The 24,459-nt window shown below is 71.5% G+C and carries 26 protein-coding genes; 5 read left to right on the top strand and 21 right to left on the bottom strand.

All coding sequences use genetic code 11. From position 1 onward, the window contains the following. Complete coding sequence (locus dqs_RS19530; RefSeq protein ID WP_065341483.1) at positions 1-942, bottom strand: homocysteine S-methyltransferase family protein; 942 nt, start codon at positions 940-942, stop codon at positions 1-3. A 164-nt stretch (positions 943-1,106) separates the two neighbouring features. On the opposite strand from dqs_RS19530, the gene dqs_RS19525 reads away from it, so the two are divergent. Next, complete coding sequence (locus tag dqs_RS19525) at positions 1,107-2,144, top strand: GlxA family transcriptional regulator (protein ID WP_065341482.1); 1,038 nt, start codon at positions 1,107-1,109, stop codon at positions 2,142-2,144. 98 nt (positions 2,145-2,242) lie between these two features. On the opposite strand, the gene dqs_RS19520 is transcribed toward dqs_RS19525, so the two are convergent. After that, positions 2,243-2,794 carry a phasin family protein gene (locus dqs_RS19520; protein ID WP_011767537.1) on the bottom strand — a complete coding sequence of 184 codons (552 nt, stop codon included), beginning with the start codon at positions 2,792-2,794 and terminating at the stop codon, positions 2,243-2,245. Between the two features lie 216 nt (positions 2,795-3,010). Between dqs_RS19520 and dqs_RS19515 the strand changes: the two genes are divergently transcribed. After that, entirely contained in the window at positions 3,011-3,640 is a 630-nt protein-coding gene (locus tag dqs_RS19515; protein WP_011767536.1) for a flavin prenyltransferase UbiX, read from the top strand. Positions 3,641-3,674: 34 nt separating this feature from the next. Beyond that, positions 3,675-4,274, top strand: coding sequence for an LON peptidase substrate-binding domain-containing protein (locus tag dqs_RS19510; RefSeq protein WP_065341481.1), 600 nt, complete (start codon positions 3,675-3,677; stop codon positions 4,272-4,274). Between the two features lie 206 nt (positions 4,275-4,480). Here the strand turns inward: dqs_RS19510 and mutY are convergent, their stop codons facing one another. Beyond that, complete coding sequence (gene mutY, locus dqs_RS19505) at positions 4,481-5,581, bottom strand: A/G-specific adenine glycosylase (RefSeq protein ID WP_065341480.1); 1,101 nt, start codon at positions 5,579-5,581, stop codon at positions 4,481-4,483. A 114-nt stretch (positions 5,582-5,695) separates the two neighbouring features. On the opposite strand from mutY, the gene dqs_RS19500 reads away from it, so the two are divergent. Continuing rightward, positions 5,696-6,190 carry a flavin reductase family protein gene (locus dqs_RS19500; protein WP_011767533.1) on the top strand — a complete coding sequence of 165 codons (495 nt, stop codon included), beginning with the start codon at positions 5,696-5,698 and terminating at the stop codon, positions 6,188-6,190. A 6-nt stretch (positions 6,191-6,196) separates the two neighbouring features. Here dqs_RS19500 and dqs_RS19495 read toward each other — a convergent pair whose 3' ends face one another. The 4 genes from dqs_RS19495 to dqs_RS19480 form a co-directional block, all read right to left on the bottom strand. Beyond that, the gene (locus tag dqs_RS19495) at positions 6,197-7,582 is read right to left on the bottom strand and encodes a sensor histidine kinase (protein WP_065341479.1); all 1,386 of its coding nucleotides are present in this window, start codon (positions 7,580-7,582) and stop codon (positions 6,197-6,199) included. Between the two features lie 31 nt (positions 7,583-7,613). Continuing rightward, entirely contained in the window at positions 7,614-9,146 is a 1,533-nt protein-coding gene (locus dqs_RS19490) for a sensor domain-containing diguanylate cyclase (RefSeq protein ID WP_157108228.1), read from the bottom strand. Positions 9,147-9,243: 97 nt separating this feature from the next. Then, positions 9,244-10,695 carry a nickel-dependent hydrogenase large subunit gene (locus tag dqs_RS19485; protein WP_065341477.1) on the bottom strand — a complete coding sequence of 484 codons (1,452 nt, stop codon included), beginning with the start codon at positions 10,693-10,695 and terminating at the stop codon, positions 9,244-9,246. Positions 10,696-10,852: 157 nt separating this feature from the next. Further along, positions 10,853-11,848 carry an NADH-quinone oxidoreductase subunit B family protein gene (locus tag dqs_RS19480; RefSeq protein ID WP_011767529.1) on the bottom strand — a complete coding sequence of 332 codons (996 nt, stop codon included), beginning with the start codon at positions 11,846-11,848 and terminating at the stop codon, positions 10,853-10,855. Between the two features lie 153 nt (positions 11,849-12,001). Here dqs_RS19480 and dqs_RS19475 point away from each other — a divergent pair, with 153 nt between their 5' ends. Beyond that, the gene (locus dqs_RS19475; protein ID WP_011767528.1) at positions 12,002-12,298 is read left to right on the top strand and encodes a hypothetical protein; all 297 of its coding nucleotides are present in this window, start codon (positions 12,002-12,004) and stop codon (positions 12,296-12,298) included. Positions 12,299-12,313: 15 nt separating this feature from the next. Here the strand turns inward: dqs_RS19475 and dqs_RS19470 are convergent, their stop codons facing one another. From dqs_RS19470 to dqs_RS19405, 14 genes are all read right to left on the bottom strand, one after another. Continuing rightward, positions 12,314-13,771, bottom strand: a complete 1,458-nt coding sequence (locus dqs_RS19470; protein ID WP_011767527.1) for a sigma-54-dependent transcriptional regulator — start codon at positions 13,769-13,771, stop codon at positions 12,314-12,316. Positions 13,772-13,784: 13 nt separating this feature from the next. Next, positions 13,785-14,837, bottom strand: coding sequence for a hydrogenase expression/formation protein HypE (gene hypE, locus dqs_RS19465; RefSeq protein WP_011767526.1), 1,053 nt, complete (start codon positions 14,835-14,837; stop codon positions 13,785-13,787). Between the two features lie 68 nt (positions 14,838-14,905). Continuing rightward, positions 14,906-16,048 (bottom strand): hydrogenase formation protein HypD, encoded by a 1,143-nt coding sequence (gene hypD, locus dqs_RS19460; RefSeq protein WP_011767525.1) that lies wholly within the window; start codon positions 16,046-16,048, stop codon positions 14,906-14,908. Continuing rightward, a complete protein-coding gene (locus dqs_RS19455; RefSeq protein ID WP_065341476.1) occupies positions 16,045-16,284 on the bottom strand; it encodes a HypC/HybG/HupF family hydrogenase formation chaperone in 240 nt (79 codons plus the stop codon). The genes hypD and dqs_RS19455 overlap by 4 nt, the downstream gene beginning before the upstream one ends. A gap of 4 nt (positions 16,285-16,288) precedes the next feature. Further along, positions 16,289-18,661 (bottom strand): carbamoyltransferase HypF, encoded by a 2,373-nt coding sequence (gene hypF / locus dqs_RS19450; protein ID WP_065341475.1) that lies wholly within the window; start codon positions 18,659-18,661, stop codon positions 16,289-16,291. Then, positions 18,658-19,581: a hydrogenase nickel incorporation protein HypB gene (gene hypB, locus dqs_RS19445; protein ID WP_065341474.1), complete on the bottom strand. Its 924-nt coding sequence runs from the start codon at positions 19,579-19,581 to the stop codon at positions 18,658-18,660. Before hypB ends, hypF begins: the two co-directional genes overlap by 4 nt. A gap of 138 nt (positions 19,582-19,719) precedes the next feature. Then, entirely contained in the window at positions 19,720-20,064 is a 345-nt protein-coding gene (gene hypA, locus dqs_RS19440) for a hydrogenase maturation nickel metallochaperone HypA (protein WP_011767521.1), read from the bottom strand. Further along, positions 20,057-21,163, bottom strand: coding sequence for a hypothetical protein (locus tag dqs_RS19435; protein WP_065341473.1), 1,107 nt, complete (start codon positions 21,161-21,163; stop codon positions 20,057-20,059). The genes hypA and dqs_RS19435 overlap by 8 nt, the downstream gene beginning before the upstream one ends. Then, positions 21,164-21,730, bottom strand: a complete 567-nt coding sequence (gene hybE, locus dqs_RS19430; RefSeq protein ID WP_065341472.1) for a [NiFe]-hydrogenase assembly chaperone HybE — start codon at positions 21,728-21,730, stop codon at positions 21,164-21,166. Next, the gene (locus dqs_RS19425) at positions 21,730-21,942 is read right to left on the bottom strand and encodes a rubredoxin (RefSeq protein WP_011767518.1); all 213 of its coding nucleotides are present in this window, start codon (positions 21,940-21,942) and stop codon (positions 21,730-21,732) included. Before dqs_RS19425 ends, hybE begins: the two co-directional genes overlap by 1 nt. A gap of 44 nt (positions 21,943-21,986) precedes the next feature. Continuing rightward, positions 21,987-22,859 carry a hydrogenase expression/formation protein gene (locus dqs_RS19420; protein WP_065341471.1) on the bottom strand — a complete coding sequence of 291 codons (873 nt, stop codon included), beginning with the start codon at positions 22,857-22,859 and terminating at the stop codon, positions 21,987-21,989. Positions 22,860-22,874: 15 nt separating this feature from the next. Then, complete coding sequence (locus tag dqs_RS19415) at positions 22,875-23,333, bottom strand: thioredoxin domain-containing protein (protein ID WP_065341470.1); 459 nt, start codon at positions 23,331-23,333, stop codon at positions 22,875-22,877. Continuing rightward, positions 23,330-23,641 carry a HypC/HybG/HupF family hydrogenase formation chaperone gene (locus dqs_RS19410; RefSeq protein ID WP_065341469.1) on the bottom strand — a complete coding sequence of 104 codons (312 nt, stop codon included), beginning with the start codon at positions 23,639-23,641 and terminating at the stop codon, positions 23,330-23,332. Before dqs_RS19410 ends, dqs_RS19415 begins: the two co-directional genes overlap by 4 nt. Before the next feature lies 1 nt (position 23,642). Next, on the bottom strand, positions 23,643-24,260 hold the full coding sequence (locus dqs_RS19405; RefSeq protein WP_065341468.1) for a HyaD/HybD family hydrogenase maturation endopeptidase: 618 nt from the start codon (positions 24,258-24,260) through the stop codon (positions 23,643-23,645). Between the last annotated feature and the right edge of the window lie 199 nt (positions 24,261-24,459).

Here is a 24,459-nt window from a genome sequence, read left to right as displayed (position 1 = left end):
TCAGCCGTCGTAGGCGGCGCAGATCGCCTCGACGTGACGGTGGTCGGTGCCGCAACAGCCGCCGATCACCGCGAGCCCGGGCAGTTGCGGGCGCAGCGCACGGTAGCGCGCGCCGAGGTCGATCGGGTCGCCGGCGTCGAGCTCGGTGGCCGCATCCAGTTCGGCGTGGCTGCGGCACGAAGCGTTGGCGCGCAGGCCGCGGATGCGGTGGCGCCAGTCGCCCGCGCCGTCGAGTACGTGGTCGAAATGGGTCGGATGCGCGCAGTTGATCATGTAGTAGGCCGCCCCGGCCGCGGTGGCGGCGTCGGTTTCGCGGATCGCGTCGCCCAGCGCCTGGCCGGAGGGCAGGCGACCGTCGGTTTCCAGCGTGAACGAGATCACTACGGGCATCGTCTCGTGTTGCGCGGCGCGCACGATCCCGATCGCTTCGTCCACGTAATTGAGCGTGAATGCGGTGACCAGGTCGCAGCGCGTGCTCGCCAGCGTGGCGATCTGCTCGCCGTGGTAGTCCGCGGCCTCGGTGGCACTCATGCCCGCGTCGGCCACGTAGCCGTCGCCCCGCGGCCCGATCGCGCCGCTGATGACCATCGGCGTGCCGGCGCGCTGATGCGTTGCGCGCAGGGCGTCCAGCAGCGCCACGCTGTCGCGGTTCACCCGCGCGAGCGCGGCCGCGTCGTAGCCGAGCCGCGCGCCCCAGTCCGCGCTGGCGCGCCAGGTGGGCGTTTCCAGCAGCAGGCCGCGGCGGTGGCGCAGCGCGATATCGATGTAGCGGCGGTAGTAGTCGGTCAGCAGCCTGCGGCCTTCCGCGTCATCCATCAGCGTGAACGCGGCGAAGTGCGGCAGTTCGCGGCCATGGTGATAGATCAGCGTGGTTTCCATGCCGCCGTCGCTGACGAAGGCGGCGCCGGCAAGCTGCGGCAGGCGGTGGCGATAAAGGCTCATGAGGTTCTCCAGTCGGGGTCGGGGATGCGCGCAGCGTGTGCCGGCCGGGCGGCTATCATGAAGTCGGGGCCCGCCCGGGCGCCCGCCGCATCACGAGGCCCAGCTTAGGCGGGCGCTTGCGGGCGGACCAAAGCCGTTCCGGCCACCAGGTGGACGAATCTGCCATGCGCACCGAACCGCCCCTGCCGATCGCCATCCTCGCGATGGCCGAGACCACCGCCTCGACGCTGTACGGCATGTACGACCTCTTCATGTCGGCCGGGCGTGACTGGCCGCTGCTGATGGACGGCACCCCTGGCGCGCCGCTGTTCGCGCCGGTCGTGGTCTCGCGCGAGGGGCGTCCGCTGCGCGCCGCCAACGGCGTGACGCTGACGCCGGACCGCGCGCTGGTCGACTGTCCGCCGCCGGCCGCGGTGTGCGTGCCCGAGCTGGCGGTGGTGCCCGGGGAGTCGATCGCCGGCCGCTTTCCCGCCGAAATCGACTGGCTGCGCGCCTGCCACGCCGGCGGCAGCCTGCTTGCCACCGCCTGTTCCGGCGCGGTGATGCTGGCCGAGGCGGGCCTGCTCGACGGTGAAGACGCCACCACGCACTGGGGCTTCTGCGCGCATCTGGCGCGCGAGTATCCCGCGGTGACGGTGCATCCCCAGCGCGCGCTGGTCGCCGCCGGCGAGGGGCAACGGCTGGTGATGGCGGGCGGCGGCACCACCTGGCTGGACCTTGCGCTGTACCTGATCGCGCGGCTGGCCGGGGTGGACGAGGCGATGCATGTGGCGCGGCTGAACCTGATCGACTGGCACCACAGTGGGCAGCAGCCCTTCGCCCGGCTCGCGCGCTCGCGCCAGGCCGAGGATGCGCTGATCGCCGACTGCCAGGCCTGGATCGCCGACAACTACCAGCGCCCGACGCCGGTGGCGGCGATGGTGGCGCGCAGCGGCCTGCCGGAACGTTCGTTCAAGCGCCGCTTCCAGCTCGCTACCGGAATGTCGCCGATGGAGTATGTCCACACGCTGCGGCTGGAGGAAGCCAAGCAGATGCTGGAGGCCAGCACGCTGGCGGTGGAGGCGGTGGCACTGGAACTGGGCTACGAGGACGCGAGCTTCTTCAACCGCCTGTTCCGCCGTGAAGTGGGGCTGACGCCCGCGGCCTACCGGCGCCGCTTCGGCGGCATGCGCCGCGCGCTGCAGGCTGTGCAGACGACCTGATGGAAGGGGCGGTCAACGCAATCGGGCCGCACGTGGCGGCCCGATTGCGGGAGATGCGGCCGGGGTGCTCACCCCGGCGCCCTCGTGCGGCGGACGACTCAGGCGGCCTTCTTGATCAGCGCGACGACCTTGGTCGCGGCGTCGGTCGCGGCGCTGACGTTGGCCTGGGCCAGTTCGGCAGCCTGCTTGGCGGCCTTGTTCAGCGAGTCGTAGGCGCTGGTGTTGGCGGCGACCACGGACTTGATCGCGGCGAACACGCCTTCGCTGCCGGCCGGGGCCGACTTCGCGGCCTGCTCGAGCGAGCTGGCGAGCACCTTGTGGAGTTCGGCGAACTGGCTTTCGGCCAGCGCGGCGGCTTCCTGCTGGGCTTCGAGGGCCAGCTCGTAGGCGCTGCGGGCGAGGGCGACCGTGCCTTCGATGGCCGGCTGCAGCAGCGTGGCCTGGGCGTCGCTCAGGTCCTGCGGGGTCTTGGCGGCGAGCAGGGCGCGGGTGCTGGTGATGCTGTCCTCCAGCATCGCGCGGCTGGCGTTGAGGTTGAGGGCCACCAGGCGCTCAGCGCGCTTGAAGGCGCTGCCGGCGAGGCTGGAGAAGGTCTCGATGTTGTCCTTGAAGACAGCGGTGAAGGCTTCGGCGTTGAAGATCTGGGTCATGGTCGTTATCCGGGGTAGAGATCGATGGAAGGGCTGTTGCGCTTTTGTTGCGGTGCAGCATTTGCGGCGGATTCTACCGTTCGCCGTGGGGTTGTCAATCTTTGTGTGCAATGCAACAGGCGGGCGCACGGGTTCGGAGCGTCTTGGCCGCGCCGCCGCGGCCGCCGGCGCGATCGGTTACCCTTGCGCCTTCTCTCCTGCCGCGTGTGACCCGCGATGAGCGCTACCAAGACCATCACCGTCGCCTTTACCGGCGCCTCCGGCCTGCCCTACGGCGTGCGCCTGGTGGAATGCCTGCTCGCCGCCGGCTGCAGGGTGTGGCTGCTGTATTCGCAGGTCGCGCAGATCGTTGCCCGCCAGGAGATGGACTGGACCCTGCCGGGGCGTCCGGCCGAGGTGGAAGCGGAGCTGTCGGCGCGCTTCAAGGCTCAGCCCGGCCAACTGCGCGTGTTCGGCCGCGAGGAATGGTTCGCGCCGCCGGCTTCCGGTTCCAACCCGCCGGATGCGATGGTGATCTGCCCCTGCACCATGGCGACGCTGGCGGCGGTGGCCGCGGGCCTGAGCCAGAGCCTGATCGAGCGCGCCGCCGACGTGGTCGTGAAGGAAGGCCGCAAGCTGGTGCTGGTGCCGCGCGAGACGCCGTACTCGGCGATCCACCTCGAGAACATGCTCAAGCTGGCCCGCCTCGGCGTCTGCATCCTGCCGCCCAATCCCGGCTTCTACCATCACCCCCAAACCGTTCAGGACCTGGTCGATTTCGTCGTCGCCCGCATCCTCGACCAGCTCGGCGTGGCGCACAGCCTGATGGCCCGCTGGGGCGAGGCGCCCGCCGACGGCATAGACTGAAGCGTTCCCGCTCCTTTTCCCTCTTCCCGCCGCCATGACCGACGCCGTCCGCCTGCCGCTGTTTCCGCTCAATACCGTGCTGTTCCCCGACGGCCTGCTGCCGCTGCGGGTGTTCGAGGCGCGCTACATGGACATGGTGACCCGCTGCCTGCGCGACGGCGCCAGCTTCGGCGTGTGCCTGATCGCCGCCGGCCCGGAAGTGGGCGACGCGGCCATCCCCCACGCGGTGGGCACCGAGGCGCTGATCGAGCAGTGGGGCATGGCCGAGCCGGGCGTGTTGTCCATCGTCGTGCGCGGAGGCCGCCGCTTCCGTATCGAGGACCACGAGGTCGAGCGCGACGGCCTGCTCACCGGCACGGTGCGCTGGCTCGCGCAGCCCGCGCCCGAGGCGGTGCCGGCCGGCCAGGCCGAACTGTTGCCGCTGCTGAAGGCGATCGTCGGCGAACTCGGCGACCGCCTGCCCGAACCGCACCGTTTCGACGACGCCGCCTGGGTCGGCGCGCGCTACGCCGAAGTGCTGCCGATTCCGCTCGTGGCGCGGCAGAAGCTGCTGGAACTGGACGACGTCGTCAGCCGGCTGGAGATCGTCCAGCAGTTCCTGCACCAGCGCGGTCTGCTGAAGACCGCCGGCTGAGACTGCGCCGGCGGCGTGGTATCTCCCCTTTCACCGGGCGCTTGGGAGGGGGCTGAACTCGCCGCCGGCGTGAACCCATTCCCCGCCTTCCCGCCCCCTTCCCACCCCAACCCGGGAATCTTCGCTTCGCTCCGCCGCTCCGGCCGCGCAGCGCGATGCGCTGCGAAACTCCACCTACGCTTCCTTGAAGGGGAGGGCGCTTTCATTCAGTCCGGCGTCGCCAGCCCGTCGAGGATGCGCCGCACTGGCGTCGGCAGCGCGGCGCCGGTGGTGTCGGACAGCGGCAGCCAGCACAGCGCGCCATCGTCATCCGCCCGGCTCCCGCCGGCTTCGACCTCGATCTGCAGTGGCGCGATCTCCAGCACGAAGTGGGTGAACACATGGGTCAGCGGCGGCAGCGGCGTCATCGTCGTGGCGCGCAGGCCGAAGCGCGCCTGCGTCCATTGGCCGACATTGGCGCCGTCTGGCGGGATTTCCGGCAGCGCCAGCAGCCCGCCCCAGATGCCGGCCGGCGGGCGGCGCTCCAGCAGGACCCGGTCCCCGCACCGCAGCACGGCCATGCGGCTGTGGCGGCGCGGCGCCGCCTTCCGCGGCCGCGGCACGGGCAGTTCGCCGACGCGCGCGGTCGTGAGCGCCACGCAGTCCGCGGCGAACGGACAGCGCGTGCAAGCCGGCTTGCCGCGGGTGCATACGGTGGCGCCCAGGTCCATCTGCGCCTGGATGTAGCGTCCGACCTCGGCCTGCGGCAGCAGCGCTTCGGCCAGCGCCCACAGCCGGTTTTCCACCGCCTTTTCGCCCGGAAAACCGTCGATGCCGAAGGCGCGGCAGAGCACGCGCTTGACGTTGCCGTCAAGGATCGCGGCGCGCTCGCCGTAGGCAAAGGCGGCAATCGCCGCCGCGGTCGAACGGCCGATGCCGGGCAGCTCGGCGATGGCCGCCGCGCTGGGCGGGAAGCGGCCGCCGTGCTGCGTCGCCACCGCCACCGCCGCGCGGTGCAGGTTGCGCGCGCGGGCGTAGTAGCCCAGCCCGCTCCACAGCGCCATCACGTCCTCCACCGGCGCCGCCGCAAGGTCCGCCAGCGTCGGGAAACGGTCGAGAAAGCGCGCGTAGTACGGGATCACCGTTTCCACCTGGGTCTGCTGCAGCATGATCTCCGACAGCCAGATCCGGTACGGGTCGGCGCTGCGTTGCCAGGGCAGGTCGTGACGGCCGTCGGTACGCTGCCAGTCGAGCAGGCGCGCGGCGAAGTCCCGCGGGCCGGCGGCAGCGGGCGGGGGGGCGGACGGAGCGGGGCGTGGGGGTGTCATCAGTGGGGAGTGCAGTGCTCGACGGGGCAGGGCTTCACGGCGATAATCGGGCGTTTTCGCCCTTCGGTGCGTCGGGCAGACGCGCCCGGGGCCTTCCGGCCAGCAGAGTCATCCATGTCCCAACCCAATCCGTCGGCAGCCGATTTCGCCCGCAATTTCCGCAACGCGCTGGGCATGTTCGCCACCGGCATCGCGGTGGTCACCACGCGCAGCCCGGCAGGCGAACCGCTCGGGCTGACGATCAACTCGTTCAACTCGGTGTCGCTCGAGCCGCCGCTGATCGTGTGGAGCCTGGCCAACCAGTTGCCGAGCCGGGCGATCTTCGAAAACTGCGAATACTACGCGATCAATATCCTCGCCGAGGACCAGGAACCGCTGTCGCGGCTGTTCTCGCGCCGTTCGGACGACAAGTTCGCCGATCTCGAACTGGATGAGGGCGTTGGCGGCGTGCCGCTGCTGCGCGGCTGCTGCGCGCGCTTCCAGTGCCGCAACACGGTGCGTCATCCGGGCGGCGACCACGTGGTGTTCATCAGCGAAGTCGTGGATTTCGACCGCAACGAGCTGCCGCCGCTGATCTACCACGGCGGCGCCTACCGCCGCCTCGCCTGAAGCGGCTTACGCCCCCACGCCTGCCAGCGGCAGCTCGACCGTGAAGATGGCGCCGCCGGCCGGATGGTTGGCGGCGCTGATGCGCCCGCCGTGGCGCTCGATGATGCCGTAGCTGATCGACAGCCCCAGCCCGGTGCCCTTGCCCACCTGCTTGGTCGAAAAGAAGGGGTCGAACACCTGCGGCAGATGCTGGGCCGCGATGCCCGGCCCGTTGTCGTGAAAGCTCACCCGCACGCGCGCGCCGCCGGTATCCGTGCCCGCTTCCACCTCCGCGAGGATGTCCAGCCACTGTTCGGGCTGTTCCGCGGTGGCGTCCCAGGCGTTCTGCACCAGATTCATCATCACCTGCTGCATCTGCCCGGCCGAGCCGGTCATCGGGATCTTGCGCGGCATCGAGAAGCGCACGTGGAAGCTGTCGCGCGCGCCGCGCCGCACCCAGCTCACCGCGCGCTCGATCACCTCGGCGAGGTCGAAGGCTTCGTTCACCTCGCGGTCGATCGCGGAGAAGCGCTTGAGGCCGTCCACGATGTCGCGCGTGCGTTCGGCGCCCTCGATGGTGCCGTCGATCAGCGCCGGCAGGTCGCCGAGCAGGCGGTCGATGCGCAGCCGCGTGCGCAGCTGGGCGAGGTGTTCCGCGCTGTCGCCGCCGTGGATCGCGCCGAGGTAGCTCTCCAGCCGGCCGGCGTAGCGCTTGAGCGCGTGGACGTTGCCGAGGATGAAGCTGATCGGGTTGTTCAGCTCGTGGGCGACGCCGGCCACCAGGCGCCCGAGCGAGGCCATCTTCTCGGAATGCAGCAGCTGCTGCTGGGTGCGCTTGAGGTCTTCGTGGGCCTGGCGCAGCGCCTGATAGGCGCGCTTGAGTTCACCCACCGGGCGGCCGGTGACCACCATCCCCATCGCCTTGCCGACCGCGTTGAAGCGCGGCGTGCAGTTGAGCGACACCGGCACCGCGCTGCCGTCGCACGCGCGCAGCGGCAGTTCGCAGTCGTGCAGGGCCTGGTCGCCGAACAGCGAGAACAGGTGCCGCAGCTGGGCGCGGGCCTGGTCGTCGGCCAGCAGCTCGAACACCGAGGTGCCGCGCAGGCTGTCGAGGTCGCGCCCGGTGAAGTCCTCCAGCGAGCGGTTGACCTCCTCGATGGCACCGTGGCGGTCGCACACCACCAGGATGTCGGAGATCGAGGTCAGCACCGACAGGATGAACTGCTGCGATTCCTCCAGCTTGGCGTTCTTTTCCTCCAGCGCCACTTCGTACTGCAGCAGGTCGGAATAGACCTCGTCCATCTTGTGGATGACGTCCATCCACACGTCCTCGCCGACGCCGACGAGTTCGCCGGGATGGCCGGTGTGTTGCAGCGGCGGCAGCGGATCGGGATGGCGGGGCTGGTCGGGCATGGTGGCGAGCGGCGGTCAGGCTGGCTTCACGCTAGCACACGCCTGAGTCGGCCGGCGTCCATTCGAGGCGGTCGCGGCCGCTTTCCTTGGCCCGGTAGAGGGCCAGGTCGGCACGCTGCAGCAGCGCTTCCAGGCTGGCGTCGGCGGGTCCGATCACGCTCAAGCCGATCGACACCGTGAAGCGCAGCACCTGGCCGTCGTGCGGCACCTCGCATTCGCGGAAGGCCGCGAGCAGGCGCTGGCCGACCTCCATCGCACCCTTGCAGTCGGTTTCCGGCAGCACGATGGCGAACTCCTCGCCGCCGAAGCGGGCGAACAGGTCGGAGGTGCGCAGCACGCTGTCGGGCACGGTGGCGAGCGCGCGCAGCACCGCGTCGCCCCCGGCGTGGCCGTAGCGGTCGTTGATCGACTTGAAGCGGTCCACGTCGAGCACCATTACCGCGAGGTCGCGGTGGTGGCGGTGCGCCAGCGCGAACAGCGCCTCGCCTTCGTCCATGAAGGCGCGCCGGTTGCGCGCGCCGGTCAGCACGTCGGTGTGGGCCAGCCGGTGCAGCTCGCGGGTGCGTTCGCGCACCCGGTCTTCCAGTTCGCGGTTGGTGGCGGCCAGTTCGTCCAGCGCCTGGCGGCGGCGGGTGACCTGACGGTAGGCGTAGAGCCCGATCACCATCAGCGCGACGTTGCCGCCGAGCGCGATCACCAGGAACACCGGCAGGTTCGCATGCCAGGAGGCGAGCAGGGTCTTGTTCGGCAGGTCGGCAACGACGAAGAACTGGCCGTCGCGCGAGGGCAGATAGACCGAAATGCCGCGGCCCTTGCCGAGCAGGCGCACTTTGCTGATCTCGGCCTCGGCGCCGCCTTCCAGGTCGCTGTCGATCATGTGCTTTACCTGCGGCGGCGCATCGGGGCATTCCTCGCGGTGCGGCAGGCAGGCCAGCGCATGGCCGTCGCGGCGGAAGATGCCCAGCAGCAGGCCGTCGGCGCCGTTGGACACCAGATCGTGAAGGTAGTGGGGATCGATCGCCCCCGAGACGACACCGATCAGGCGGCCGCCGTCGTTGTTCACGCGCCGGCTGATCGGCACGATCTGGATGCCGCTCAGGCGCGAAGTGACCGGGCTGCCGAGGAACAGGCCCTTGTTCCAGTCATCGATCTGCGCCTTCACGTAGTCCCGGTCGGAGAGGTCGATCGGCGGCGCCGGATAGGTGCGCGAGGTGCTGAGGAGGCGGCCGTCGGCACCGATGAGGTTGATCGAGACGAGGGCCGGCGTGATCGCGTTGCGCCGGAGCAGCAGGCGGTGCAGGTAAACGTCGTCCGGCGCGGTGCTGGCGCGCGCCGCCACCACCTCGCTGACGCCGGACAGGGTGCGGTCGAGCAGTTCGAACAGGCTCTCGGCGCGCCGCAGGGCGGTTGCGGCCGCCAGCGTGACCGACTCCTGACCGCGCTCCAGCGCGCGTTCGCGTTCGTTCCACAGCACCCACGCCAGCAGCAGGTCGGTCACCAGCAGCACGATGGCCCCGGCGATCGCCCAGCGTGCGGCGCTCAAGCCCCAGTCCGATGCCCTCACGCACTCTCCTTCACGACCTGTCCGGGTACAGGGTATCCACTTGCCGCTCCTGCGGCCAAGGGCATGCGGCACGGCACCGAGCCGGCCGCGATCGAGGTCAATGCACCGTACATACCATGCAGGGGTCGAAAGAGCGCACCACGTGCTGGACCAGCGCGGGCACGCTGCCGTCTTCGGCCATCGGCAGCCCGACCAGGGCCTGCTCCAGCGCCCCGGGTGTTCCGGCTGCGTCGCGCGGCGAGAAGTTCCAGGTGGTCGGCGCGATGATCTGATACCCGACGATGCGGCCGTGGCGCACCGTCAGCCAGTGGCCGAGCGCGCCACGCGCCGCTTCCACCAGGCCCACGCCCTGGGCGTCGTCCGGCAGTTCGCCCTGGGCGCAGAACGGCGCGCCGGGCTCGATCGCCCGCACCCAGGTTTCCATCGCCGGCAGCACGCGGGCGAATTCGAGCAGGCGGCCGAGCACGCGCGCGAACACGCTGCCGCCCTCACCCGTCACCAGTTCGCGCAGCAGCGGCTGGCCATCCACCAGCTGGCGCGCAAGCGCGCCGCATTCCACGACCTCGCCGCCCAGCCGCGGCGCCTTGCACCAGCTGTAGGCGCCGGCCTTGTCGGCATCGGGCCAGGTGTGGCCCTGCAGTGGATGGCGTGGCGCCTCGTCGCGCAGCCAGGCGTGGCTGACATCCTCGACGATCGCGCCCGCATCGAGCGCCGTGGTGGCGCTGCCCGGCCGCCACACGCCGCGCGCGAACAGGGCGTCGTCCGCGTCGCCATAGGCGCCGTAGCTCAGATAGACATCTGTGGCGCGGCCCGCGCGGCGCAGCTTAAGGTCCGCGGCGATCTCCAGGAACAGGCGGAAGTCCGACGCGCCCGGCGGTCGCGCCGCGGCCCAGGCTTCGAGCGCCGCCATCGAATCGAGCGCCGCGATCGCTTCCAGACTGTCGCCGAACAAGCGCCGCTCCAGCCAGCCGCGGAACTCGCGCAGCAGCGCATAGAGGCGGATCTTTTCCGCGGCCGACACCGCGCGCGCCGAACCGCCCGGCTGCAGCGACAAGGTGTGCGGCCACTTGCCGGCGAGCAGCCCCAGGGTGTGCATGAAGGCGGCGCGCGCCGGCAGCGCGTCCGCCGTGGCACTGCCTTCCACCGCCTTGAAGCGTGCCCGCGCCGCCTCGAACCACCGCCGCCCCGCATAGGCGTCGCGGGCGAAGTCGGGCATGAAGAAGAGGTAGAAGTGGGTGAAGTGGTCGGCAAGGTTCTCGGTGGCGAGGACCAGGTTGGCGGCGTGGCGGCCGTTGTCCGGCACGGCCAGTCCCATCGCCGCGCGCAGCGCCGCCGCGGCCGCGGCCGACTGCGACACCGAGCAGATGCCGCAGATGCGCGGCACGAACACCAGCGCGTCGCGCGGGTCCTTGCCCACCAGGATCTGCTCGAAACCGCGGAAGAGCGGCGAATTGACCCGCGCCGCCGCCACCCGGCCGTCGGCCACGTCCAGCGTCACCTCCAGGTCGCCCTCGACGCGGTTGAAGGGCCCGACGACGATGCGGTTCATGACCACCTCGTGGTCGCCATGCGCCGGGCCGCCCCAAGCGTGGCGAAGCCCCCTCGGGGGGGCGAGACCGGGGTTTCGCGGCGCACTGCGCCGTGCCGGTCGAGCGGGTCGGCTGTGCAAAGCCGACCCTCCGCGAACGCAGTGAGCGTGGGGGCTCTCATTTCAGTCCGGTGCGGCGGATCGCCGGCGTGATCTGCGGGTGGTCGGCGGTGGCGTTTTCGCGCACGCGGCGCGGCGTGGCCGACTTGGACAGCGCCGCCAGCGCCACGAACCAGGCCTTCGGCATGTCGGACGGCAGGCCGATCGGGATGCCGGCCACCTTGGGCGTCTGCGCGAAGGGATGGCCGGGAGTCTCGAAGCCGGGTTCGGTGCACGAGATGCAGGCGTAGCCGCCGCTGGTGCACGAGCCGCTGCCGTTCCAAGGCCGCAGGTTGCAGTCCGCATGGGCCTGGGTGCCCTTGCAGCCGAGGTGCTCCATCATGCAGCCGAGGTCGGAGGGCTTTTCGGCGCTGGCCTTGAACTCGTAGAACTCGTTGCGCGAGCAGCCGTGGTGCACCAGCTGATCGGCGTAGAAGCGCGGCCGCGCGAGCGCATCGAGCGCGTCGGCGCCGAACTCGCCCAGCGCGAGCGCCAGCAGCGTGTCGACCACCCAGCCGGGGTGCGTGGGGCAGCCGGCCACGTTGATTACCGGCAGGCCGGCGCTGCCGCGATAGCCGGCGCCGAGGAGGCCGCCGCGGGTTTCACCCTCGTATTGCAGGCCGCAGGCCTCGGTGGGGTTGGTGCCGCCGGCGCTGATGCCACCCCAGGCCGCGCAGGAGCCGATCGCCAGCGTGTGGCGCGCGCGCGCGGCCAGCGCCTCCACCCAGTGGATCATCGGCTTGCCGCTGCCGGCCAGCACATGGAAGCGGCCGCTGCCGGCGGGGCCGCGCAGCATCGCGCCTTCCACGCACAGCAGATCGAGCGGAATCTCGCCGTTCGCGCAGGCTTCCAGCAGCGCCAGCGCCTCCGGTCCGGTCTGTTCGGACAACGAGGGATGCCACAGGATGTTGATCCCGGCGTCGCGCAGCAGGCCGAGGAGATCGCGCGCGTCCGAGCACAGCAGCGACATCGTGCAGCCGCCGCAACCGCCGGATTGGAGCCAGATGAGGTTCATGGGGCGAGATTGAACCATTAGCGGAGGACGCCGCAAAGGCCGGTGCGGAAACCCGCGCCGGCGCGGGCCGGAAAGCGACGGGGTGGAGCCGTGTTGCGCTGCAGCAGAGGTTGCGGCACAGTCACCGCTTTCACCCGGCCGAGGAGGCGTGCGATGAACGGGCTGCCGCATTTCCAGCAGGATCTGGACGACATCATCCACGAACTCGCGACGCTGGCGGCGCTGTGCGGGCTGCGCCTGCGCGACCCCGGGGTGATGGACGCGGTGCTACATAACGACCCTCGGCTGCGCCAGGGCAACGAGGCTGCGTTCGACAAGATGCGAGGCCTGCTGGTGCTGGCGTTCACCACCGTGGAGCACGCGGTGGAAAGCGAAGGCGTCGGGCCGACCTCTGCCTTCATCCTGCGCGCGCTCGCCGAGGTGGATGAGCGCCGCGGCCTGCGCGGCTGAGGTGGCCGCGCGGCTTCAGTCGCGCTCCAGCCCATAGCGCGCCAGCTTGCTGCGCAGGCCGACGCGCGACAGGCCGAGTTCCTTGGCCGCGCGGGTCTTGTTCCAGCGGTGGCGGATCAGGCTTTCCTTGACGATGCGCGCTTCGAGCGCTTCCAGCCGGGTCTTGAGGTCGCCGTCCAGCCCGCTCAGCATCGACAGCGCCGGCTCCTCGTGCGCGTCGCCCGCACGCAGCACGCGCGGGCTCAGGTGGGCGGCCGACAGGCGCTCGTCGTCGGCGAGCGCGATCATGCGCAGCACCTCGTTGCGCAGTTCGCGCACATTGCCCGGCCAGCGCCAGGCCTGCAGGCAGGTGATCACCTCGGCCGACAGCGGCTCGAAGCGGCGTCCGAGTGCGGCCTGGGTTTCATCCACCAGCGCCTGCGCGATCAGCGGGATGTCCATCGTGCGCTCGCGCAGCGGCGGCACATGGATGGTGAGTGCCGCCAGCCGGTAGTAGAGATCCTCGCGGAAGCGGCCGGCGCGCACCTCGGCTTCGAGGTCGCGGTTGGTGGCGGCAATCACCCGCGCATCCACCGGAATCGGCCGCGGCGCTCCCACCGGCCGCACCTCGCCCTCCTGCAGCGCGCGCAGCAGCTTCACCTGGAAGGCGAACGAGGTTTCACCGATCTCGTCGAGCAGCATGGTGCCGCCATCGGCCTGCTTGAAGAGGCCGACGCGGTCTTCGAAGGCGCCGGTGAAGGCGCCGCGCTTGTGGCCGAAGAGTTCGGATTCCAGCAGCTGGTCGGGCAGCGCGCCGCAGTTCTCCACCACGAAGGCCTCGCCGGCGCGCGGGCTGTCGTAGTGCAGCGCGCGCGCCAGCAGTTCCTTGCCGGTGCCGGATTCGCCGGTCAGCAGCACCGGGATGTCGAGCGCGGCGAGCTTCTTCACCAGCGCGCACACCGCGTTCATCGGCGAGCCGGGCGCGCGCAGCACGGCGTCGAGCGCGAACTGCTGGCGCACGCTGGCGCGCCGGTGGCTGACCTGTTTTTCGAGCACCGGCGCGGCGGTGCGCAGTTCCAGCGTCAGGCGCTGGTTCTCGGCGTGCAGCCGGGCCATTTCGGCGGCGGATTTCAGCGCCAGCAGCAGCTGTTCCGGCTGCCAGGGCTTGAGCAGGTACTGGTAGATGCCGGCCTCGTTGATGCCGGCGATGATGTCTTCCGAATCGGTGTAGCCGGAAATGATGATGCGCACCGCCTCGGGCCAGCGCTCGCGCACCTGGCGCAGCAGCGCGACGCCGGAGCTGCCCGGCATGCGCTGGTCGCACAGCACGATCTGTATCCACTCGCGCTCGAGGATGGCGATCGCGTCGTCGGCGCCGGACGCGGTGAAGACTTCGAAGTCTTCCTCCAGCGTGCGGCGCAGGGCTTCCTGCGAGCGGATCTCGTCGTCGACGACGAGGATGGACGGCAGTTCGGGCGGCAGCGGCGGGGGCATCGGTCGGCGGCGCTCAGCAGATGCGCGGCAGCGGTTCGCCCGACAGCCAGTCGAGCATGCGCATGCCGCCGAGCGCGGTGCGCAGCTGTACGAAGTGGTGATCGTCCGCGATCACGGTGCCGATGCGTGCGGCGTCCCGGCCGCGCGGATGGGCCCGCATGGCGGCAAGCGCGGCCTCGGCGTGCTCTGGCGCGCAGACGACGATCAGCTTGCCCTCGTTGGCGAGATAGAGCGGGTCCAGCCCGAGCAGCTCGCAGGCGGCTTCCACCTGCGGGTGCACCGGGATCGCGGCCTCGTCGATCAGCATGCCGGCGCCGGACTGGCGCGCGATCTCGTTGAGCGTGGTGGCCAGCCCGCCGCGGGTGGGATCGCGCAGCACGCGGATCGCGTCGGCCGGCACCGCGGCGTACAGCGTTTCGACCAAACAGGCGAGCGGTGCGCTGTCGGAGCGGATTTCGCTGTCGAAGGCGAGCGCCTCGCGCACCGCGAGGATGGCCATGCCGTGGTCGCCCATGCTGCCCGACACCAGCACCACGTCGCCCGGGCGCGCGCTGGCGCCACCCGGCGCCCGGCCCGGGGGCAGCGCGCCGACGCCAGTGGTGGCAATGAAGACGCCGTCGCCCTTGCCCTGCTCGACCACCTTGGTGTCGCCGGTGACCACCGGCACACCGACGCTGCGGCTGGCCTCGGCCATGGCGTCGACGATGCGCTTGAGGTCGGCGAGCGGATAGCCTTCTTCCAGGATGAAGCTGGCCGACAGGTAGAGCGGGCGCGCGCCCATCACCGCCAGGTCGTTGACCGTGCCGTGCACCGCCAGGCTGCCGATGTCGCCGCCCGGAAAGAACAGCGGCGACACCACGTGGCCGTCGGTCGCCATCACCAGGCGTTCGCCGGGTTCGGGCGCCGGCAGCACCGCGCCGTCGTCGCCCTGGGCGAGCCAGGGGTTGTCGAAGGCGCGGGCGAAGAGTTCGGAGACCAGCTGCGCGGTGGCGCGGCCGCCGGCGCCGTGGTTCATGTCGACGCGGCCATGCTTGAGGTCCAGCGGGCGGGTGTAGTTGGCTTTCATCGGCGGATGTCGGTGCGGTAGGGGCGCAGCCGGCGCCGGCCGGGCCGGCGTGGCTGCGCGGGGATGCGTCAGGCGGCCACCACCGCGATGTCGCGGAAACGGCCGTAATTGTAGTGGGCGGCGCAGGCGCCTTCGGAGGACACCATGCACGAGCCCATCGGCGTTTCCGGCGTGCACACGGTGCCGAACAGCTTGCAGTCGGCCGGGCGCTTTTCGCCGCGCAGGATGGTGCCGCACTCGCAGGCCTTGTGGTCGGCGACCGGGGTGTAGCCGATGCCGAACCTGGCCTCGGCATCCCATGCGGCGAACTCGGCGCGGATCTTCAGCGCCGACTGCGGCAGGCTGCCGAGGCCGCGCCATTCGTAGCTGTCGCGCAGCTCGAAGACCTCGGCGACCAGGGCCTGCGCCTTGCGGTTGCCGTCCGGGGTGACGGCGCGGGTGAATTCGTTCTCGACCGCGGCGCGACCGTCATTCACCTGGCGCACCAGCATCAGGATGGACTGCATCACGTCGAGCGGCTCGAAGCCGGCGATCACCACCGGCTTGTTGTACTGCGTGGCGACGAAGTCGTAGGGCCGGCTGCCGATCACCGTGGAGACGTGCGCCGGGCCGACGAAGCCGTCGAGCTGCACGCCGCTGCCCTCGGGGTGTTCGAGGATGGCGACGATCGCCGCCGGGGTCAGCACGTGGTTGCACAGCACGCTGAAGTTCTTCAGCCCCAGTGCCTGCGCCTGCTTCAGCACCAGCGCGGTGGGCGGCGTGGTGGTCTCGAAGCCGATCGCGAGGAACACCACCTCGCGCTGCGGCTCGCGCTGGGCGAGCGCGAGCGCATCGGCGGCGGAATACACCATGCGGATGTCGGCGCGGGATTTATCCAGGTGGGCGCGCGCCTTCAGCAGCGAGAGGCCGTCGGAGGCGGGCACGCGCAGGCAGTCGCCGTAGGTGCAGATCGTCACCGCGCGCTCCATCGCGAGCTTGATCGCCATGTCGATGCGGCCCACCGGCAGCACGCACACCGGGCAGCCGGGGCCGTGCACCATGCGCACGTTCTTCGGCAGCAGGTCGATCACGCCGTAGCGCGAGATGGCGTGGGTGTGGCCGCCGCAGAACTCCATGAAGGCGTAGTGGCGGCCGGGATCGGCCTCGCGCCGGATCGCCTCGCCAAGGCCGCGGGCGAGTTCGCCGTCGCGGAATTCGTCCACGTACTTCATTGCGCGCCCTCCAGCGAGGGCGTCAGCCCGGCTTCGGCGAACAGCGCCAGCGTGGCCTCGGCCTCCTCGCGGTCGAGCTTGGAGAGCGCGTAGCCGACGTGGACGATGACGTAGTCGCCCACCGCGACCTCATCGACCAGCGCAAGCGAGATTTCCTTGGTGACGCCGCCGAGTTCGACGCGGGCGGTGTCGTTGGGGAGCAGTTCCGAAACGCGGGCAGGGACGGCAAGGCACATCGGATCAGATTCCTTCGGTCAGCAGATGGCGGGCGACGTGCGCCTGCCCGAGTGCGAGGCCGCCGTCGTTGGGCGGCACCTGGCGGGCCTCCAGCACGGTGAGGCCGCGCGATGCCAGCCGCCGCGACAGGTCGCGCGACAGCAGGCGGTTGAGGAAACAGCCGCCGGACAGCGCGACCGTGCGCACGCCGGAGAGGTCGGCGGCGCGCAGCGTCCAGGCTTCGAGCGCGGCGGCCAGCGTGGCATGGAACAGCGCCGCGCCGCGCGCTGTATCGGGTTCGTCCGCCAGTTCGGCGAGCAGCGGCAGCAGGTCCAGCGTGCCGCCGTCGCTGCCGCCCTGCGCCATGCGCCAGCGTCCGTGCAGCGGCAGCACCGGGCCGAACTCGGCCGCGAGCGTTTCCAGCCGCATCGCGGCTTCGCCTTCATAGCCCATGCGGCGGCACACGCCGAGCAGGCCGGCGGCGGCGTCGAACCAGCGCCCCAGGCTGGTGGTGGGCGGGCAGCGCGTGCCCGCCGCGATCAGCTCCGCGAGCCGCCACGCGGCCTGTTCTTCGTGGAAGCGGGCCGCGATCTCCTCGCCGCGGCCGAGCCGGTGCAGCACTGCCGCGGCCATCCGCCACGGCTCGCGCGCCGCCTTGTCGGCGCCCGGCAGCGGCAGCGGCGCGAGGTGGCCGAGGCGCTCGAAGCGCGCGCCGTCCACCCGCAGCAGTTCGCCGCCCCAGGCCTGACCGTCGGTGCCCAGCCCCACGCCGTCCAGCGCCAGCCCGAGCACCGGGCCGCGGTGGTGGTGTTCGGCCTCCACCGCGGCGACGTGGGCGTGGTGGTGCTGGACGGCGAATGCGGGCACGCCCAGCCGTTCGGCCAGCGCCTCGGCCGCGCGCGTGGAGGGGAAGTCGGGATGCAGGTCGTGCGCCACCGCTTCGGGCGACAGCGCGAGGATGCGCTGCAGGTGCTCGGCGATTTCGTCGAGCGCCTGGCAGGCGCTGGCGGATTCGAGGTCGCCGATGTGCTGGGACAGGAAGGCCTCGTCGCCACGGGTGAGACAGAGCGCGTTCTTCAGCAGCCCGCCGAAGGCCAGCACCGCCGGCCCTTTCTCGGTGAGGCGCAGCGCGCGCGGGGTGTAGCCGCGCGAGCGGCGGATGAACTGCACGCCGTCGTCGCCCGCGCGCACCGCCGGCAGGCTGCGCACCACCGAGTCGTCGCAGCGCACGACGATGTCGCGGTCGTGGATCAGGTAGGCGTCGGCGATGCCCATCAGCCGCCGCGTGGCCTCGCGGTTGCCGGTGACCAGCGGCTCGCCGCCCGGGTTGGCCGAGGTGCACACCAGCGCGAGGTCCAGCGGCCGCCGCAGCCATTCGGTGCCCGGCGGGCGCCCGGCGTAGTCGTGGAACAGCAGGTAGTGCAGCGGGGTGTAGGGCAGCATCAGGCCCACCGCGGCAAGCGCGGGGGCGACGTCCCACAGCTCCTGATCGACGCTGGGGCGCTTGTCGCACAGCACCACCGGGCGCTCCGGCGCGGCGAGCAGCTGCTCGTCGGTGCTGCTCAGCCGCGCCCAGTGGCGGGCGGATTCCAGGTTGGCCACCATCAGCGCGAAGGGCTTGTTCTCGCGCGACTTGCGTTCGCGCAGGCGGCCCACCGCCTCGGGGTTGCGCGCGTCGCACATCAGGTGGAAGCCGCCCACGCCCTTGACCGCGACGATTTCGCCGCACAGCAGGCGCAGCAGCGTCTCGGCCACGGGGTCGCGGGTGGCGACGGTGATGCCGAAGCCCTCCAGCAAGCCCAGCCGCGGCCCGCATTCGGGACAGGCGTTGGGTTCGGCGTGGAAGCGGCGATCGCGCGGCGAGGCGTATTCGTGCGCGCAGTCCGGGCACAGCGCGAAGGCCGCCATGCTGGTATTGACGCGGTCGTAGGGCAGGCCGTGGGTCAGCGTGTAGCGTGGCCCGCAGTGCGTACAGTTGATGAAGGGGTAGCGCCAGCGCCGGTTCGACGGATCGAACATCTCGCGCAGACAGTCGGGGCACACCGCGGCGTCGTGGCTGATCGCGGTCGTGATCTCGCCGCCGCGCGACGCAGTGATCGTGAAGCCGTGGTCGGCCGGGTCGAACTCGCGCAGCTCGGATTCCAGCGTGTCGATGCGGGCCAGCGGCGGCGCCTCGCCGCGCAGGCGGGCGGCGAGGGCGGACAGGTTGCCCGCCGTGCCCTGCACCTCGATCTCGACCCCGCCGCCATCATTGCGCACCCAGCCCGACAGCTCCAGTTCCTGCGCCAGGCGGTACACGAAGGGCCGGAAACCCACGCCCTGGACCACCCCGCGCACGTAGAAGCGCCGCCGTTCGAAGCGCGGCTGCCGCGGGCTGGTGCTGGTGTCTTCGCTCATGATGGGTTCTCCGCTGCGCGGGCCGCGGCGCCGGCCCGGTCTGCGAGGCCGGCGTCGATCCACGCCAGCCATTCGTCGAAACCGCTTCCGCTGGTGGACGACAGCTGCAGCACCTGCAGCCGCGGATTGACCCGGCGCGCATAGCCGATCGCGCGCTCGACGTCGAAACTGAGGTAGGGCAGCAGATCGACCTTGGAGAGCAGCATCAGGTCGGCCGCGGCGAACATGTCCGGATACTTCAGCGGCTTGTCCTCGCCCTCGGTCACCGACAGGATCACCACCTTGTGGGCCTCGCCGAGGTCGAACGCGGCCGGACAGACGAGGTTGCCGACGTTCTCGATCAGCAGCAGGCTGCGCTCGGCGATCGGCAGCCGCGAGAAGGCTTCGCCCACCATGTGGGCGTCGAGGTGACAGCCCTTGCCGGTGTTGATCTGCAGCGCCGGCGCGCCGGTGGCGCGGATGCGCTCGGCGTCGAACTCGGTCTGCTGGTCGCCCTCGATCACCGCCACCGGCACGCGGCCGGCGAGGCGTTCGATGGTCTTCACCAGCAGCGTGGTCTTGCCCGAACCCGGGCTGGAGACGAGGTTGAGCGAGAACACGCCGCGCCGCGCGAGCCAGTCGCGGTTGGCTGCGGCGAGCGCGTCGTTCTTGCCGAGGATGTCGCGCTCGATCTTCACCATCTGCTGCTGCGACAGCCCCGGCGCATGGGCATGGGCTGGGCCCTGGCCGTAGTCGAGCGCCCCGGCGCTGGCAACCGGCGCAGGGTCCTGATGTGCATGCGCGGGCGGCTCACCCACAGCGGGCGAAGCCGGCAGCGGGCGAAAGCCGGTCGCGACCGCGGGTTTGCGCGCCGCCTTGGCCGTCGCGGGCTGACCGTTGTATCGCAATTCGCCACTGCCGCAGCCGCAAACCGTGCACATCTCGTGTGTTCTCCGTGTGTTGCCGCGACCATCCGCGGCGGCTTTGTCGTTCCTCCCCTTGAAGGGGAGGGAGTAAATCAGGCCTGTCCCGGCGCCTGCTTACGTTTCCGTTCCATTCCCCGGGCGGGTGTCGTTCAGTCAGTCGCCCAGCGCCAGTTCCTTCACCCGCATCTCGGTGCCGCCCGTCGGCTGCACCTGATAGCCGCCGCACTGTGGACAGGCATCGTAGCGCTGGGCGATCGGCACCACTGTGGCGCACTGCATGCACCAGCCGCTGCCGGGCACGGCCTCGATGTCCACGGCGGCGCCGTCCGCGACGCTGTCCTTCAGCACCACGTCCAGGCAGAAGCGCAGCGCCTCGACCTCGACCGAGGCGAGTTCGCCGATTTCCAGCACCACCCGCGCCACCCGCGTCGCGCCGTTCTCGCGCGCGACGTCTTCGACGATGCCGCGTATGCCCTCGGCGAGCGACATCTCATGCATGGACGCTGTCCTCCACGTTCAGCTCGAAGGCCACGCAGGGGTCGAGCGACAGCGCGAGTGCGTGCAGCCGCAGCCGGGTGCCGGCCTCGTCGGCGGCGTGCCGGCCCTTGGCCTCGCGCACGAAGGCGCCGCCGGGGTGGAAATGCCAGTCGGTCGGGGCGCAGATGCGGTAGTCGGCGATGCGTCCGGCCTCGACCCGCACGCCGTGCAGCAAGGTGCCGCGCGCGGTGTCGACACAGGCGAGGCCCAGGCCGGGCGCCGGCGCGATGGCGTCCGCCAGCGGCGTGCCCGGGGCGCCGGCAAGGCGGGCGCCGCAATCGGCCACGTCGATGACCTTGGCCAGCAGGCGTGCCGCGATGCGGCGGTGGCGGGCGAGCAGCAGCGCAACAACGGGCAGGTGCGCGTGACGGGCGAGCGGGCCGGTTTCCGCGGCGTTGCCGCCCTCCGTGGGGGCGGAGCAGAAGTGCGGGTCCGGCAGGCCCCCCAGCGCGGTGGCCCAGGCGGCGGCGCTGCGCGGAGGGAGCACCGGCGTGGCGGCGCCGTCGGTAGCGGTGTCCAGCGCGATCGTCTGCGCCAGCACGCGCGCGAAACCGGTGCCGGCGGCGTCGAGGCTGGCGTGCACGGCGTCCAGCGAGGCTGCGTCCTGCAGGCGCGGGAGCGTGCCGCCGAGGAGTTCGTCGGTGGCGAGCCGCTGCAGTTCTTCGCCCAGTGCACCGGCGCTGGTGGCGTCCGGCCCGATGCTCAGCCGGCGATGGAGATCGGCATAGCGCTGGCGCTGCGGCGGCGCGCCGAACAGCACCGGCCAGTCGAGCAGCAGCCGCCACAGGTGCTCGTGCGCCGCCTCGGCGGCGAGGCGGCGCTCGTCGCCCTCGTCAAGCGCCGCGGCTTCGCCCGCCGCAGCGCGACAGGCGAGACGCGCGGCCGCGCCCTGGGCGCAGCCGCACAGGGCGAACAGCCTGGGCGCCAGCGCCACGGCTTCATCCACGCGGCGGCCCACCAGCAGCCGGGCCGCCGCGGGCCGCAGGGTGCGGACGGTCGCATGGAGGCGCCCGTCTCCGGCGACGGTGGCATGCAGCTGGAGGGCGGTGCCGGCCAGCATTCAGCGGCCGCCGAAGAGTGCGCCGCGCAGGAAGGCGCGCCGCGAGACCGGGGCGGCCGCGGCAGGCAGGCCGGCGAGGCGGGCTGCCTCGCGGGCGTCGTGCGCGCGCGCCGCGCCGCCGTCCTCCTCGTTCCGCAACAAGGCTTCCAGTGCGGCGAGCGCGAAGGTTTCGGCGGCGGCCTGATCGGCGAATTCGAACACCGGCGAGGCGAGCGAACAGGTCTGGTACGCGCCGAGATCCGCTTCCTGGTGGCCGAGGAAGCTGTAGCGGCCGGACGGGAAGTCCCAGTCCTGGCTGTCGCCGACGCCGATCGCGCGAAAGCGCGTGCCCTCGCCCGGCAGCAGCACCAGGCTGATCGCCCACGGCGTGACCAGCGCGCCCAGCCACTCGCCCTGGAAAGGCAGCAGCGCCGGCACTGCAACGCCGAGCGCCGGGTTGCAGATCGGCAGGCCTGCCATGCGTGTGCTCGCGATGTGCTGAAAACACGCGCGCAGGCGGGCGGCGTGCGCTGCCGCCGCGTCGGCAGGCTCCGCGGTGGCAGGGAAGGTGCGCGCGACGGCGGTCATCAGTCGTCCGCGATGACCATGAACTTGTGGCGCGGCGCTTCGCAGTTGGGGCAGCACCAGTGCGCCGGCAGCGCGGCGAAGGGCGTGCCCGCCGGCACCTGGGCAAGCGCGTCGCCCTCGGCCGGGTCGTACACCCACCAGCAGATGCCGCATTCCAGCCGCGCGGCGGGGTCGAGGCGGGCGTCGTTGCCCAGGTAGCTGCCTTCGAACATGGCGTGGCGCTGCTCCGTTTATATCTTTAAGAATAGCGCGCGACTCAGGCGTCGCACAGGGTCGCGATCCATTCCTCGAGCCGCGCGATGCTGTCGCCGAAATCGTCCGCCGCGGCGGGCGCGACGTCGGGCAGTTCGGTCACTTCGAGGGTGTTGAGGATCAGCGTGTCGGCGCTGTTGAAGTACTGCACCCACCAGGTACGGGCGAGCGCGGTGGCGGTGATCCGGCAATTGCCGTAGCCGCGCGACAGGATCACCGTCGGGCCGACGCCGAGCACCTCCACCAGCCACGCCAGGTCGGCCGGGTTCATCGGCAGCAGGGTCAGGTTGACGATGTGGGCCGCCGCGCCCGGGCGGCGCGTGGCGACCGCGTGCAGCAGTTCGTTGAGCACCGCGGGCGCGTTCATCACCCCCTGCGGCGGCGTGGGGGCGGCAATCGCCGCTTGGGCGGCTTCGAGGCTGCGGGTGATGACCTCGGCCGGCATCGCGCAGGCCTCGATGCGGTCGTTGAGGCGACGGCCGCCGCGGTCGGTCTCGACCACGCGCCAGATGCCGGCGAACACGGTTTCCTGGATGCGCAGCTCGGTCTCGCCGAGCACGCGGGCGCTGACCTCGCCCTGACCGAGCGCATCGTTGATCAGCGCGAGGCTGGCGCCGTCGAGCGGCGCGAGATCGACCACCGGGTGGCCGGGCGTGCCGAAGGTCCACGCGCGCATCGCGGCGAGCAGGCCCTGCAGCGTGGCGACGGCGGTGGCGCGCGAGGCGGGGTCGATGTGGTCGGGCAGGCGGGGCGGGGCGAAGGTGTCCATGCCGCTGGGCAGCGGCAGGTAGTCGAGCGCTTCGTCTTCTTCCGGCTGCGAACCGGGGCCGGCGGCGACGACGGGAATCGGGAAGGCGTTGGCGGACCAGGCTTTCATGCGGAGGGTTCCGGGTCAGTGGCAGGAAGAGGGGCCGGCGCCGAGCACCGGAATGCCGATGCCGGGGCGGCGGCCGGCGGGTGCGGCGGCCAGCGTGGCGAGCGACTGCACCAGCACCTGCCAGTCGCGCATGCCTTCGAGGGCGCCGACGTAGTCGTGGCCGGGCTCGGTGCCTTCGCCGCGCAGCACGAGCAGCGCCGGATAGCGGGTGATGCCGAAGCCGGCAGCGATCGCGCGGCTGGCCTCGGGCGCCGCGACCGCCGGACGCAGCCCGGGCACCGCCTTCAGCGCTTCCGGCAGCACCACCACCATGTCCCAGGCTTCCGGGCAGCGCACCGGGTCGTCGGTCAAGAGCAGCACCGCGGTGCCCGGGGCGGCGGCGAAGGCGGGCAGATCGGAGGCTTCCAGGCGTTGGAATCCGTCGTGCTGGGCAAGGCGCTGAAGGGCGTTTTCGAGGGCGTCGGGGCTGGTCATGTGGTTTGCGGTTTGAGGAAATCGGGCAGTTCGGGTTCGCGGTTCACCAGGTCGGCGAAGGCCGCGTCGAGGTCGGCGTCGCCGCCGGCCAGCAGGGTGTCGAGTGCCGCGAGCGCGGCGAGCGTGCGTTGTGCGGTGTCGGCGTCGATCACCTCGCGCGCCGCGCCGAGAAAGCACATCAGCCAGGTGCCGGGTGGCTGCTCGCCCACCAGCAGCAGATCCACCCACACTTCGCTGCCGTCGCGGTCACGGCACAGCGCGCGCGTTTCCTCGCTGCGCAGCACCTGCACGGGGATGCCGACGCACATCTCAGCGCTCCGGCATGAAGCGGATGTCGCCGATGCGGCAGGCGAGGTCCTCGGGCGGGCGGCCGGCCTCGTAGCGCTGCATCTGCAGCGCGGCGTCGGCGAGCGGCGCGGCCTCGTCCTGACGCGCTTGCAGCGGGAAGCCCCACTCGCGCAGCCGGGCCGCGGCAATCGCCACCGCTTCGTCCACGCGGGCGCGCACCGCGGGCCGCAGGCTGCCGCCGAAGTCTTCCAGTTCCACCGGCTGCACGCCGATCAGCAGCATCGACTGTGGGCACTGGCCGAGCAGCGCGGCCGAGGCGATCACTTCCTGGAAGCCGGTCTGGTGCAGGCTCATCTTCTTGGCACCCATGAAGCGCGGCACCTCGTCGTCTTCCACCAGCCGCAGCGTGCCGGGTTCCAGACCGTAATCGACGGCGTCGAACACGATCAGCCGGCGCGCGGCGGTAACGTAGGGCAGCAGGTAGAGGCCCTGGGTGCCGCCGTCCATCACGGTGACGCTGTCGGGCGCCTGCCAGGCGGCGTTGAAAGCTTCCACGCAGCGCACGCCGAAACCTTCGTCGGCCCACAGCAGGTTGCCGATGCCAAGGATCAGGGCGGAGTCAGGGGAGGGCGCAGTCATGGTGGGATCAGGTGTTACGGGACGCGTAACAGCAGCAGGGAGCGTGCCAGCCTGTGCGCCCATCGCGGCGTGCCCCCGCAGGCCGCGCGCGGCACGCGATCCGGGCCTCCCGCCCCCTAGCCGAAAGCAATAGCGCTGGGTGAGGCATGGCGGATTTGGATGCGGAAGTGGAAAGCCGGTTATCAGTGGGCGGCGGCGT

It is taken from the genome of Azoarcus olearius (assembly GCF_001682385.1).
In the GTDB taxonomy this organism is placed as follows: Bacteria; Pseudomonadota; Gammaproteobacteria; order Burkholderiales; family Rhodocyclaceae; genus Azoarcus; species Azoarcus olearius.
This window is presented reverse-complemented; position numbering and strand designations above follow the sequence as displayed.

What these genes read in the sequence shown, in the direction of transcription:
- dqs_RS19480 (WP_011767529.1), bottom strand. Translation starts at nt 11,848, where the DNA reads ATGAACCTCATCTGGCTCCAATCCGGCGGTTGCGGCGGCTGCACGATG.
- dqs_RS19530 (WP_065341483.1), bottom strand. Translation starts at nt 942, where the DNA reads ATGAGCCTTTATCGCCACCGCCTGCCGCAGCTTGCCGGCGCCGCCTTC.
- dqs_RS19425 (WP_011767518.1), bottom strand. Translation starts at nt 21,942, where the DNA reads ATGTTCGAAGGCAGCTACCTGGGCAACGACGCCCGCCTCGACCCCGCC.
- dqs_RS19435 (WP_065341473.1), bottom strand. Translation starts at nt 21,163, where the DNA reads ATGCTGGCCGGCACCGCCCTCCAGCTGCATGCCACCGTCGCCGGAGAC.
- dqs_RS19455 (WP_065341476.1), bottom strand. Translation starts at nt 16,284, where the DNA reads ATGTGCCTTGCCGTCCCTGCCCGCGTTTCGGAACTGCTCCCCAACGAC.
- hybE (WP_065341472.1), bottom strand. Translation starts at nt 21,730, where the DNA reads ATGACCGCCGTCGCGCGCACCTTCCCTGCCACCGCGGAGCCTGCCGAC.
- dqs_RS19415 (WP_065341470.1), bottom strand. Translation starts at nt 23,333, where the DNA reads ATGACCAGCCCCGACGCCCTCGAAAACGCCCTTCAGCGCCTTGCCCAG.
- dqs_RS19405 (WP_065341468.1), bottom strand. Translation starts at nt 24,260, where the DNA reads ATGACTGCGCCCTCCCCTGACTCCGCCCTGATCCTTGGCATCGGCAAC.
- dqs_RS19515 (WP_011767536.1), top strand. Translation starts at nt 3,011, where the DNA reads ATGAGCGCTACCAAGACCATCACCGTCGCCTTTACCGGCGCCTCCGGC.
- dqs_RS19495 (WP_065341479.1), bottom strand. Translation starts at nt 7,582, where the DNA reads ATGCCCGACCAGCCCCGCCATCCCGATCCGCTGCCGCCGCTGCAACAC.
- hypF (WP_065341475.1), bottom strand. Translation starts at nt 18,661, where the DNA reads ATGAGCGAAGACACCAGCACCAGCCCGCGGCAGCCGCGCTTCGAACGG.
- mutY (WP_065341480.1), bottom strand. Translation starts at nt 5,581, where the DNA reads ATGACACCCCCACGCCCCGCTCCGTCCGCCCCCCCGCCCGCTGCCGCC.
- dqs_RS19525 (WP_065341482.1), top strand. Translation starts at nt 1,107, where the DNA reads ATGCGCACCGAACCGCCCCTGCCGATCGCCATCCTCGCGATGGCCGAG.
- dqs_RS19485 (WP_065341477.1), bottom strand. Translation starts at nt 10,695, where the DNA reads ATGAACCGCATCGTCGTCGGGCCCTTCAACCGCGTCGAGGGCGACCTG.
- dqs_RS19510 (WP_065341481.1), top strand. Translation starts at nt 3,675, where the DNA reads ATGACCGACGCCGTCCGCCTGCCGCTGTTTCCGCTCAATACCGTGCTG.
- hypD (WP_011767525.1), bottom strand. Translation starts at nt 16,048, where the DNA reads ATGAAGTACGTGGACGAATTCCGCGACGGCGAACTCGCCCGCGGCCTT.
- dqs_RS19500 (WP_011767533.1), top strand. Translation starts at nt 5,696, where the DNA reads ATGTCCCAACCCAATCCGTCGGCAGCCGATTTCGCCCGCAATTTCCGC.
- dqs_RS19470 (WP_011767527.1), bottom strand. Translation starts at nt 13,771, where the DNA reads ATGCCCCCGCCGCTGCCGCCCGAACTGCCGTCCATCCTCGTCGTCGAC.
- dqs_RS19520 (WP_011767537.1), bottom strand. Translation starts at nt 2,794, where the DNA reads ATGACCCAGATCTTCAACGCCGAAGCCTTCACCGCTGTCTTCAAGGAC.
- dqs_RS19475 (WP_011767528.1), top strand. Translation starts at nt 12,002, where the DNA reads ATGAACGGGCTGCCGCATTTCCAGCAGGATCTGGACGACATCATCCAC.
- hypB (WP_065341474.1), bottom strand. Translation starts at nt 19,581, where the DNA reads ATGTGCACGGTTTGCGGCTGCGGCAGTGGCGAATTGCGATACAACGGT.
- dqs_RS19420 (WP_065341471.1), bottom strand. Translation starts at nt 22,859, where the DNA reads ATGAAAGCCTGGTCCGCCAACGCCTTCCCGATTCCCGTCGTCGCCGCC.
- hypA (WP_011767521.1), bottom strand. Translation starts at nt 20,064, where the DNA reads ATGCATGAGATGTCGCTCGCCGAGGGCATACGCGGCATCGTCGAAGAC.
- hypE (WP_011767526.1), bottom strand. Translation starts at nt 14,837, where the DNA reads ATGAAAGCCAACTACACCCGCCCGCTGGACCTCAAGCATGGCCGCGTC.
- dqs_RS19410 (WP_065341469.1), bottom strand. Translation starts at nt 23,641, where the DNA reads ATGTGCGTCGGCATCCCCGTGCAGGTGCTGCGCAGCGAGGAAACGCGC.